Here is a 10,665-nt window from a genome sequence, read left to right on the forward strand (position 1 = left end):
CGCTGCAATGCCGCCGCTGCTTAAGGCAGAGAACCGGCGGTCGGAAGAGGCTGAGGGCAGCCGTGCCGCTGTGCCTAACCGAGGAAGCTCTCGATGGGCGCAGCCGGCACGAGACACTGCAACGGGAACACTCTCCAGGGTTGTTCCGGATTCATCTGGGGGAGCCGATTAAGGAGTGCATCCCGCGCTTCGGTTTTCACCTGGTCGCGCCAATCAAGCACCTGGCCCCATGTGGAGGCGCCGGTCATATTCAGCTTGCCGCGGGCCACTGCGGCGGACCGCCAGTAGACCTCCGGAAATAGCCTGTTGTACGCCGCGATGTTGTACAGCCACGAGGCTCCTCGCACCGTGCGGGCTGAGGGGTGGTACCTCTGGATGTGCTCGAACATGGCACGAAGTTCGTCCCGCCGGCGCCCGACTTCTGAGCGCCCCAGCGGGCTGACTCTCGGCTCCTTGTTAGGGTCCCGGAAGTGAATGCGAACCGCTCCATACGAGTCCGGAGGCTGGAAACTGAAGCAGCCGAATGCAGTGGAGGGCGGTGGCTGCAAGGGGCACGTTCTCTGGAACTCCAGGGCCCATGCAACGTTGTCGCTCAAGCGAGATGGTGGCTGCAGCCCCCTCACGAAGCGGTGCCACATGCCTGCGTCCTCCTCCTCTTCCAGGCCAAACCGTCTCCGTAGGTTGGTGCAAACACAGACAGCCTCCTGCAGCCCGGTACCGGTCAGCGTTGCATAGGCGGAAGCAAATCGGAGTTGGAGGTCGAGATAGTCCTGCGTGGCTGGTCTCATGGCGCCCATGCGAGTGTCAACCTGGCCATCCTAGTTCTTGAGCACGCTCAGGGCGATGTCCGCTTTCGCTGCAAAGCCGCCCCAACGTGCTCAGCCTCCAATCGCATCCTGCTCCCTCCTCAACCAATGGCCCCGCCATTCATGAATGGCCCGACACGAGCCTGTATCGCCAGACGCAGCCTCGCGTAATCCAGCCCTTTCGGCTTTCGCATGAGCCCTTCCGGGAGGCCTGCATGGACCGCTCCGCACAGAAGCGCCAAGTGCTCCGATCCTTCGGATCCGTGTATCGCATCGGGCGAAATGACGACATGCAACGCCAGCAATGAACCGCCGTCCTCCATACGCGTGAGCCGACTCGGACGCAGCTCTCTCAAAAGAGCGTCGGACGCCATGATCACGACCGTGACCTGCACGTTCACGCCGCCCGAGATCCGCAGCGCCGCCCAGGTTGGCATTGAGCCAGTCTTCCATCCACAGCTGGCAGTCATTCCAGGTGCTGGGCAGTCCTTCGTCTTGAATCGACGTGACGCGGAAGCGCATTCGCCGCCCTCTGTCTCAACGTGCCCGGTCTGTCTGAGAGCACACCCTCATTCAGCCGCCGCCCCCTCACCCTCCCCCTCCACAAACCGCCCCGGCTCCGTCGTCCGCAGAATCTCATTCAGCACGGACGTTGCGTAGTTCCCGGCGGGCAGAGAGAAGGTCAGCACCAGCTGATCCGCCTGCGGCCATTCCCACGTCATGTCCTGCGGACTGGCCACCAGCGAGCGGCGCTCCTGATCCAGGCCGGCGTGCTCCATCCCGTCGCACAAAGTGGCATGACGCTCGGACACGCCGTTCTCCAGCGCCTGCGTTTGATCGGTGGTGCTCACTCGGCCGCGGCCCCAAAGCGGTCCGGTGGGACGACCGGGCTCGTCCATCACGTCCCCAGGCAAGACCTGGCCCCAGAGCCCTTGCTGAATCCGCAGCGCGAGCACCTCGTTGAAGACGAACGACCGCACCGCCGACAGGTAGATGCCCTTCTTCTTCGGGTTGCGCACGCGGATCTCGCGCGCCAGCATGGCTCGGCCTTGCTCGACATTCCCTCCGTCATGGCCGAAGCGCTGAGCACCGAAGTAGTTGGGCACGCCTTGCGAGGCCACCGCCCGGAGATTCGCTTCGATCGCGTCGCGATCGCCGATCACATCCCGCAGCACGATGCGGAACCGGTTGCCCTGCAGGTCACCGGGGCGCAGCTTCTTCACGTGGCGGGTCTGGCTCAGCACCTTGAACTCCGGGTGCTGGAGCTGCGTCAGGTCGGGCGTCTCGCCCTTGGGCAGATAGATGCTGAACCACTGGCGGGTGATGGCGTAGCGGTCCTTGAGGCCCGCATAGCCCACGTCCCGGTCCTGCACGCCCGCCGCCTCGGCCAGCTGCTGCGCGACGTAAGCGGTGTTGGCGCCGTTCTTCTCGATGTCCAGCCAGATGTGCTCGCCCTCGCCGGAGGGAAGTTGCAGCGGCAGCTCGGTGACGACGAAGTCCTCGTTCTGGAGCTTCAAGGTGGCGCTGGCGCCGGTGGCCGGATAGGCGTTGGGCCACTGCGGCAAGGTCGTGTATGGAGAGTCGGTCATGAGCGGCCTGACGGCACCAGCTGAAAGAGGAGGAGGCTGACTGGCCGCACCCGGAGGTCGGCCGGCCCAGCCCGCGATTTTCGCTCTAACACCGGAGTGGCGTCGTCGGTCAACATCGGCGCGTTCACCGCGCGCCCGCGCTACCGCACCAGCGCCTTTGCGATCTGCCCCAAGGTCTTGAGCGCGCCCTCGACCTGCGCGTTGTCGGGATGCCCGAAGTTGAGCCGCAGGTGGTGCGTGAACCGCCGATCGGCCGAGAACAGATGCCCCGGCGCGATGCTGATGTCATGCGAGAGGGCCACCCGGTGCAGCTCCAGCGCGTCGATCCGCGCGGGCAGCTCGACCCAGACGCAGTAGCCGCCCTCCGGCTGGGTCACGCGGGTGCCTGACGGGAAGCACTTGGCGATGCACCTCAGCATGGCCTGCCGGTTCGTGACGAGCGCTTGCCGGAGCTGCCGCAGATGCCGGTCGTAGCCGCCGCGCCGGAGGTACTCGCTCAGGCCTTCCTGCATCGGTACCGGGGTGGCCAATGAGCTCATGAGCTTGCGCCGGCTGACGTCTCGCGCGAACCGCCCGGCCGCCGCCCAGCCCACGCGGAAACCCGGCGCCAGCGACTTCGAGAACGAGCTGCAATGCAGTACCAGGCCGGATTTGTCCCAGCCCTTCGCGGGCCGGGGGCGAGCGCCGAAGTAGAGCTCGGCGTAGACGTCGTCCTCGATCAGCGGGATCTCGCGCTCGGCGAGCAGCGCGACCAGCGCCGCCTTCGCGGCATCGGGCATCAGGCTGCCCAAGGGGTTCTGGAAGTTCGGCATCAGCCAGCACGCCTTGACCGGATGGCGATCGAGGACGGCCGCCAGCGCCGCCACGTCCACGCCGGTGCGCGCATGCGTCGCCACCTCGACGGCCTTGAGCCCGCGTCGCTCCAGCGCCTGCAGGGCGCCATAAAAGGTCGGCGACTCGATGGCGACGAGGTCGCCCGGCTTCGTGACCGCCTCGAGACAAAGATTCAAAGCCTCCATCGCGCCGTTGGTCACGACGATCTCGTCCGCATCGACCTTGCAGCCGGCGCCCAGGTAGCGCAGGCCGATCTGGCGCCGCAGCTCCGCGCTGCCGGGCGACAAATCCTCGACCGTGCGCCACGGATCCAGCCCGCGCGCGGCCTTGCCCAGCGACAGCGCCAGCTTGTCCAGCGGGAACAGCGTCGGACTCGGAAACGCCGAGCCCAGCGGCACGACAGCCCGGTTGCGCGCCAGCCCGAGCACCTGGAACACCAGCTCCGACACCTCGACGTCGCGTTCCTCGGCGAGCGGGTCCGACGCGTGGGGCTCAGGGTGAGGAATCGCCGCCTGGCTGACGAAGTAACCGGACCGCGGGCGCGCCTCGATCAGGCCGCGGGCCTCGAGCAGGTAGTAGGCCTCGAAGACGGTGGACGGGCTGACGCTGCGGTCCTTGCTGGCTTCGCGGACGGAAGGCAGCCGGTCGCCGGGGCGCAACTGCCCGGAGGCGATGGAGGCCGCCAAGTCATCGGCAAGGACTTCGTAGCGCTTCATGAAGACGGGGCTGATATGGCTCGCTGCGTGGAAGATCGCACTGTATTGGCAACAGCCCGGCCACTGCGAATTCCCTCTCAGCCGCCCATCTGATCTGGTATTTTTCCAGGAATCTGAATCTGTACTTCCCAAGCGGAGGGGAGCACAGTGCCAATCAGCGTCTTGAGGACTTGCATCCCAAGATGGCTGCCGTCAAGGGAAAGTCTGGAACATCGACATCATGGAATGGGTCCCCACCGTCTTCATCATCTTCAAGCTCGGCGTGCTGGCCATCGGCATGTTCTATGCCATCAAGTGGCATTACGACAAAGCCAGGCAGGAGAACGGGACGGAGAAGCAGCGGGCAGTGCTCCGCGCGGCCGGGACGGTGATCGTCGTCTTCGTGGTCCTGCTCACCTTGCTGCTGTTGCTGACCTTCGGGCTGGGCTCGGTGTTGGGCATCGATTTGGGCTTCTCCTGATGCGCGGGCGCGCCTGCACGGCGGATTGAAGTCCCGCACCGCCGAGGCCGGCGCGCTCCGTTCATCCGCCCCGGATGCATCTCACGCCGTGCGGATGTGGCTTCGTCTCCTGGCGCTCGTAAGACGCGGTGTCCATGACGACACTGACTCCATCGACACAGCAAACGCCTTCAGGAGAACGACATGACCACCACCCGCTTCAACATGCAATCCGCCACCAGCACCACCATCAAGGCCGTCGCCTTCGGCGCGATTGCTTCTCTGGCCGTGCTCTTCGGCATCGCCCACGCCCAGGGCCAACGCGAGATTCGCGCCTCCATCGTCACGCTGGATCCGGTGGTCATCACCGTCAAGCGCGAGCAGCTGCCCACGGTCTACGTGACCGGCCGCCGCGACACGTCCTCGGACAGCGTTCAGATCGCTTCGGCGCAGTGAGCCTGACCGGCTTCGCTGTCTCGATGGAGCGATCCATCGGCTGACGCCAGATCGATCGCTCAAGCAAACGCCCGGCTCATGCCGGGCGTTTGCGTTTATTGGGGGGATCGGAGGTGGATGTCTGCGTCAGGCTGGTAGCGGCCTACGCAGCACTCCATTTGAGTGTTGGCCCCAAGGCAAGCTCTGCCAATCGCGGCGGAGATCTCCAAGGTGACCTTGCCCGGTGCGACGCATTGCCGGTCATAGCCGCCGACCACGTCCCCGTCCTTGAGCAGCGCCGCATGAGAGACAAGAGAGGATGGAGCCGGGGCCGAATCATAGGGATACGATGCCGCCATGCATCCTCGACAAGCCTTCCAACGAGTCTTCTCCAAGGGCATGGGTCGCTTCGTGTCTGCCGTGGCGATTGCCGCATGCGCGACGGGCTGTGTTTATATGCCCGGGGAACCCTATGTGTCCAAGTTGTCCCTGGGCTTGAACGTCCCTGCCATCTCAGATGCCACGGTCCGGGCTCGCGCCGAGGCAGCCCTACGCGACATCGAGCGCACCTTGCGCGTCTTCGCCGATGGCCGGATCGACCGCGAGGAGGCGCAACGCCAGCTCGGGTGGCGTGCGGGCACGCCGTTGCAATTGCCACCGGAGCGGCACGACAGGGCTTCAGCCGGCGATGTGGTGTTGAAGCGCTGGCCGATGGTGTTCATGAAGGCCGAGGACTGGGCGGCGCCGGACGCGTCGACCGTTTCATTCACCGCATTGTTCAGCGACAGCAATCCCACCCGCGAAATGCGGGAGCGGCAGACCTACCGGTTCGACGGACAGCGCTGGAATCTGGTTGAGCAGCAGCGGTCGAACCAAACAACGCCATGAGGACTAGCGGACTCTGATCGGGCTGCTGAACCGAGCGCCGCTCCTGCCCAAACCTTGGTAGGGGTCAGCCAAACCTAGCTCCGATGGTGAGGCCGTGTCGAAGCTGGTGTGATGCGTCAACTCCTCTGAACGCCCGCCATGCTCCGCACGCCCCTATCGATTGACGCGGTCTCCATGCCCCGTCAACCTGCGAATCGCGCATCGCTCTCGAAGCTCTACCTGTGCCGCGGCCTGCTCGCGCTGTTGTGGGCGGCCGCCTTCGCCCGGGTACACGCGACCTTGGGCCCCGCGGCGACGGCATTGCTCGTGAGCTATCCGCTGATCGACGCCGTCTCATCGCTGATCGACTATCGCGCATTGAAGCGCGACACGGAGCGCCGCATCACCGCCTTCAATGCGGCGCTGAGCACGCTTGCGGCGATCGCCACTGTCGCAGCTTCAGCGTACGGGCCCGCCGCCGTGCTCGCCGCCTTCGGCGTCTGGGCCGCCATCGCCGGTGCGGCCCAGTTCGCGCTGGGCATTCGCAGGCGCGGCCAGGAACTCGGCCAGCAGTGGCCGATGCTCATCTCCGGTGGCCTGTCCTTTCTCGTCGGCATCACGTACTGCATCCAGGCCACAGGGCCCATGCCGTCCCTGGTCGTGCTGTCGGTCTATGCGACCGGAGGCGGTGGCTTCTTCGTCATCCAGGCGGGACTGCTGGCATGGCGCTCGCGCCGCCAGCGCGGGTCCCGATACCTCGTTCGTTGATCGCCGGACCGCCGGCTCGACTGCAGAACCCTTTCAGCCACCCATGCATCTCCACGTCGGAGCAATCCAAGGACACCCCATGCACAAGCAACCCATATCGACATCCGATGCACCGACTGCCATCGGCATCTACTCCCAAGCGGTTCGCGCTGGCAACACCCTCTGGCTGTCGGGCCAACTCCCCTTGGATCCGCGGACCAACAAGATGGTCGACGGGAATGCCGAGTCGCAGATCCGGCAGGTCTTCGAGAACCTCCGCGCGGTTGTCACGGCAGCCGGCGCGACCTTCGACGACGTCGTGAAGGTCAATGTCTACCTGACCGACCTTGCCCATTCCGCGCTCCTCAACACCGTCATGTCGGAGTACTTCCAGAAGCCTTATCCCGCGCGCGGCACGGTCGGCGTGGCGGCACTCGCCGGCGGGGCGCTGGTGGAGGTCGAGTGCGTCGTCGCGCTGTGAGGCTCCGGATCCAGAAATGAAGAACGATGTTGAGAGCACGTCCACGGATGCAGCCGGGGACGATGCGCGAATCACGCGGGCCGCGTCTGAACTCTGGCGGCTTCCTGCGACCGAGCTTGCGCAGCTGGTGCGGCTGCGTAAGGTCTCCGCTCGGGAGGCCGCGGCGGATGCGCTGAAGCGACTGGACGAGGTCAATCCGCGAATCAACGCGGTGGTGGCGCATCGCCCCGAAGAGGTGCTCGCGCAGGCAGATGAGCTGGATCGCAGGATCGGACGCGGCGAGGACGTGGGGCCGTTGGCCGGCGTTCCGGTGACGGTCAAGATCAATGTCGACATGGCGGGCTTCCCGACGACGAACGGGACCCACCTTCAGAAGGACTTCGTTGCCAGGGTGAACAGTCCCGCGGTCGAGAACCTGGTGCGTGCAGGCGCGGTGCTGCTGGGACGCAGCAACGCGCCGACCTTCGCGCTGCGCTGGTTCACGAGCAATTCGCTCGACGGCTCTACCCGCAATCCGCGCAGTTCCGCGCTGACCCCTGGCGGCTCGTCGGGCGGTGGTGCCGCCGCCGTCGCCGCCGGCATCGGACAGCTCGCCGTCGGCACGGACATCGGCGGATCGCTGCGCTATCCGGCCTACGCCTGCGGCATTCATGGCTTACGGCCCACGCTCGGGCGGGTTCCCGCCTACAACGCCTCCTCTCCTGAGCGCCCCATCGGCCCGCAGATGATGTCGTCCACGGGACTGATGGCCCGAACGATCGACGACCTTCGGGTCGGCCTCGCGGCCATGGCGGCGCCCGATCTGCGCGATCCCTGGTGGGTGCCGGTGCCCCTCGAGGGGCCCGAGACGCCAAGGGTTGCGGCGATGTGCCTTCGCCCCGGGGGAATGGAGATAGACAGGCACGTCGAAACGGCCCTGCGGGACGCGGCACGACGCCTCTCTGACGCCGGGTGGACCGTGACGGAGATCGACGATGTGCCGCTCATGCGAGAGGCGGCTGACGTGCAGATGCAGCTGTGGCTTGGCGACGGCTTCGCCAAGCTCGTCGATGCCGCTCAGCGCGACGGCGATACGGCCGCGCTCGCCGTGGTCAATGCGGTCAGGGGCATGGCCGAGGCGCTGCCCGGCGATATCGTCAGCCGCGCGTTGGTGATGCGCACCACCGTGCAACGAGCTTGGCGGCGGTTCTTCACCGAATATCCGGTACTGCTCCTGCCGGTCTCTGGCGAGTTGCCTTTCCAGGACGGACTCGATCTGCAGGGACAGGCCGGTTTCGAGCGCGTGTGGCGAGCTCAACTGCCCATGAGAGCGCCGCCGGCACTGGGCCTGCCTGGGCTTGCCGTCTCCACCGACCTGGTCGGCGCGGTACCGGTCGGCGTGCAGATTCTCGCCAGTCACTACCGGGAAGATCTGTGCCTCCTGGCCGGCAAGGCCATTGAGGCTCGCGGAACGCCGGCATCTCCCATTGATCCGATCGTTTGAGCGTAGGCCGATGCCTGCAGTTCAACCCTCGTGACATGCAGCCTGTCGCCGAGCGGTGGGGGCCGGTTTCTGGATTGGGCAGAGTGCCGCCACGATCAATTCACCGCGCAGTCTCTGCGTCGCACCATGGACCTTTCCGGAATGAAACCAGGAACAGCTGTATCGCCGACGAGCTCTGCGCCGTGGCTTCAGCGATTCGGCGCATCAACCGCAGGCGCCTGGCTCGCCGCCCTGCTGTTCATTGCCATCCCATTCATCGCAGCGAATATCTGCACGATGCTCCTCCTGCCCGATCCGGGCCTGCGAGAGTGGCGCAATCTGATCAAGGCATTGGTCCTCGTCGCCGCGTACTGGGCTTACGTCCGGTTCTGGGAACGACGACCCGCGCGGGAGCTTTCCATTTCAGGCGCTGGCGTCGAGCTGCTCGCCGGTCTGCTGCTGGGGGGCCTGCTCTTCACTGGCGTGGTGGCGATCCTGACGGTCTTGGGCGCGTACTCGCTGGAAGCCGTTGGGACGTTCGACGACCTTCGCGCCGTGCTCGTGAGCATGGCGCCGAAGCTGGTTGCCGGTGCGCTGGTCGAGGAACTGCTGTTCCGACTCATCCTGCTGCGCTTGCTCGAGCGTTCCTTTGGCGCCGCTTGGGCACTGGCGATTTCCAGCCTTCTCTTTGGTCTGGCCCACTTGGGCAATGAGGGCGCCACGCCGCTGATCGGCATCCTGCTCGGGCTGGAACTCGGTCTGCTGTTTGGAGCGGCCTACCTGCTGACTCGTCGAATCTGGATGTGCGCCGCACTGCATTTCGCCTGGAACTTCGTGCAGGGTGCCGTGTTCTCGATCGCGGTCTCCGGTCACACCGGGGAGTCATGGCTCCACGGCACATTGACTGGCCCGGCTTGGTTGACCGGCGGTGCCTTTGGCGCTGAAGGCTCCGTGGTGGCGGTCGCCCTCTGCCTGGTCATGACAGGGGTCTTGCTGAACCTCGCGCATCGGCGCGGTCGATTCAACGGCGCGGCGGGTTAGACCTCAGCCCACGACCTCTCCATCACCGCAAACGCACGCCGCATTCCCATTCGCCGCCAGCGGCTGATCTCCCTTGCACCGATAGCAATAGGTCCGACCGCAGGCGGTGCAGAACGAGACGTTCTCGAATCGATAGCTCTCCCCGCATCCGCGGCCGAACTCCTGGTCCGAGAAGTAGGCGTCCAGCCAGTCACGACGCTGCGCGGCATTCGCGGCATCCAAGAATTCCTGCAGCACGCTGGAGAAGCCTTCATTGCGGGCGCCGCCGCTGTGAGCCCAACACCGCAAGGCAATGAGGCGATAGCCGCCAGGCAGCGATGAGGCGGGACGGCCTGCTTCGTGCCACGCCGCGGCCGATGACTCGTATCGTTCTCGAGGTGTCATGGCGACTCCCGCAGTACAGGAAGTCAGCTTACCCCCGACCCCGCCCGCACCCGCGCATAGACACACGTATCGCGCGTCCCGCCCTCCGGTGTCACGCGCTCATTCCGCATCACGCCTTCGAGCACCATTCCAACCGACTCGCACACGGCCCGGCTACCGGCGTTCCGATCATCCGGCAGCGCATACACCCGCTGCGCGCCGAGCGCCTCGAAGGCATAGCGCACCAGCTCACCCGCAGCCTCGGCCATGTAGCCCTGACGCTGACGACTCGTCCTGCACCAGAAACCCAGCTCGAACTTCGGCACCGACCAATTGATCGAGTGCAGGCTCACCGCCGCCAGCAAGTCATCCTCGCGGTCGAACACCAGATACACCAGCTCCGCCCGCTTGATGAAGGCCGCCGCGCTCTCCCGGCAGAAGGTCTCCGAGGCCGACACCGTCGGCTCAGCCATTGCCCAGGGCAACGAAGCCGGCCAGGCCCGCAAATCAGCCAGTGTTTCCACGACAGCCTCGTGAACCCGCTCGCCATCGCCAGACCGCGGCACGCGCAGCGTCAAGCGATCGGTGTGCAGCTCCCGCTCGACATTGCGAAGAATCGGATCGATCGCCACGGCGCTACACCGCCCAACCCTGCAACGCCGTCTGCAGCTCTTCCCACGCCTGCGCGCTGAACCGTTCCTTCCCGATCACCGCGAGCCTCACCTTGGGCTGCGCCTGCCACTTGATCACCAGGATCCGCTTGTCCAGCGAGAGCTTGACGATGTCCTGCCGCGCGATCGAGACCGTCTCCTTCGCGCTGATCAGCGACAGCGCCTCCGGTCCGATCTCGATGGCCTCCCACACGCTGCGCGCGGACACGGCCCA

14 protein-coding genes are annotated in these 10,665 nt (G+C 65.8%); 7 read left to right on the top strand and 7 right to left on the bottom strand.

The window, feature by feature from the left end; genetic code table 11:
* Positions 1 to 74: 74 nt before the first annotated feature.
* From ABDW59_RS24015 to ABDW59_RS24030, 4 genes are all read right to left on the bottom strand, one after another.
* Positions 75 to 389 (bottom strand): hypothetical protein, encoded by a 315-nt coding sequence (locus ABDW59_RS24015; protein ID WP_343633913.1) that lies wholly within the window; start codon positions 387 to 389, stop codon positions 75 to 77.
* A gap of 518 nt (positions 390 to 907) precedes the next feature.
* Positions 908 to 1,243 carry a hypothetical protein gene (locus ABDW59_RS24020; protein WP_343633915.1) on the bottom strand — a complete coding sequence of 112 codons (336 nt, stop codon included), beginning with the start codon at positions 1,241 to 1,243 and terminating at the stop codon, positions 908 to 910.
* A gap of 132 nt (positions 1,244 to 1,375) precedes the next feature.
* A complete protein-coding gene (gene truD, locus ABDW59_RS24025; protein WP_343633917.1) occupies positions 1,376 to 2,395 on the bottom strand; it encodes a tRNA pseudouridine(13) synthase TruD in 1,020 nt (339 codons plus the stop codon).
* Between the two features lie 140 nt (positions 2,396 to 2,535).
* The gene (locus ABDW59_RS24030) at positions 2,536 to 3,945 is read right to left on the bottom strand and encodes a PLP-dependent aminotransferase family protein (RefSeq protein WP_343633919.1); all 1,410 of its coding nucleotides are present in this window, start codon (positions 3,943 to 3,945) and stop codon (positions 2,536 to 2,538) included.
* Positions 3,946 to 4,165: 220 nt separating this feature from the next.
* Here ABDW59_RS24030 and ABDW59_RS24035 point away from each other — a divergent pair, with 220 nt between their 5' ends.
* From ABDW59_RS24035 to ABDW59_RS24065, 7 genes are all read left to right on the top strand, one after another.
* Positions 4,166 to 4,405 carry a hypothetical protein gene (locus ABDW59_RS24035; RefSeq protein WP_343633921.1) on the top strand — a complete coding sequence of 80 codons (240 nt, stop codon included), beginning with the start codon at positions 4,166 to 4,168 and terminating at the stop codon, positions 4,403 to 4,405.
* A gap of 183 nt (positions 4,406 to 4,588) precedes the next feature.
* A complete protein-coding gene (locus ABDW59_RS24040) occupies positions 4,589 to 4,840 on the top strand; it encodes a hypothetical protein (RefSeq protein WP_343633923.1) in 252 nt (83 codons plus the stop codon).
* 336 nt (positions 4,841 to 5,176) lie between these two features.
* Positions 5,177 to 5,707, top strand: a complete 531-nt coding sequence (locus tag ABDW59_RS24045) for a hypothetical protein (protein WP_343633925.1) — start codon at positions 5,177 to 5,179, stop codon at positions 5,705 to 5,707.
* A 138-nt stretch (positions 5,708 to 5,845) separates the two neighbouring features.
* The gene (locus tag ABDW59_RS24050) at positions 5,846 to 6,454 is read left to right on the top strand and encodes a DUF308 domain-containing protein (protein WP_343633927.1); all 609 of its coding nucleotides are present in this window, start codon (positions 5,846 to 5,848) and stop codon (positions 6,452 to 6,454) included.
* Positions 6,455 to 6,533: 79 nt separating this feature from the next.
* Positions 6,534 to 6,914 carry a RidA family protein gene (locus ABDW59_RS24055; protein WP_343633929.1) on the top strand — a complete coding sequence of 127 codons (381 nt, stop codon included), beginning with the start codon at positions 6,534 to 6,536 and terminating at the stop codon, positions 6,912 to 6,914.
* A gap of 16 nt (positions 6,915 to 6,930) precedes the next feature.
* Positions 6,931 to 8,397, top strand: coding sequence for an amidase family protein (locus ABDW59_RS24060; RefSeq protein ID WP_343633931.1), 1,467 nt, complete (start codon positions 6,931 to 6,933; stop codon positions 8,395 to 8,397).
* 126 nt (positions 8,398 to 8,523) lie between these two features.
* Positions 8,524 to 9,417: a CPBP family intramembrane glutamic endopeptidase gene (locus ABDW59_RS24065; protein ID WP_343633933.1), complete on the top strand. Its 894-nt coding sequence runs from the start codon at positions 8,524 to 8,526 to the stop codon at positions 9,415 to 9,417.
* A 3-nt stretch (positions 9,418 to 9,420) separates the two neighbouring features.
* On the opposite strand, the gene ABDW59_RS24070 is transcribed toward ABDW59_RS24065, so the two are convergent.
* From ABDW59_RS24070 to ABDW59_RS24080, 3 genes are all read right to left on the bottom strand, one after another.
* Positions 9,421 to 9,654: a hypothetical protein gene (locus ABDW59_RS24070; RefSeq protein WP_343633935.1), complete on the bottom strand. Its 234-nt coding sequence runs from the start codon at positions 9,652 to 9,654 to the stop codon at positions 9,421 to 9,423.
* A gap of 170 nt (positions 9,655 to 9,824) precedes the next feature.
* Positions 9,825 to 10,412, bottom strand: coding sequence for a GNAT family N-acetyltransferase (locus ABDW59_RS24075; RefSeq protein ID WP_343633937.1), 588 nt, complete (start codon positions 10,410 to 10,412; stop codon positions 9,825 to 9,827).
* Between the two features lie 4 nt (positions 10,413 to 10,416).
* The coding region (locus ABDW59_RS24080; RefSeq protein ID WP_343633939.1) for a hypothetical protein at positions 10,417 to 10,665 on the bottom strand (249 nt) is incomplete at its 5' end.

Source organism: Roseateles sp. (assembly GCF_039595295.1).
In the GTDB taxonomy this organism is placed as follows: domain Bacteria; phylum Pseudomonadota; class Gammaproteobacteria; order Burkholderiales; family Burkholderiaceae_C; genus Roseateles.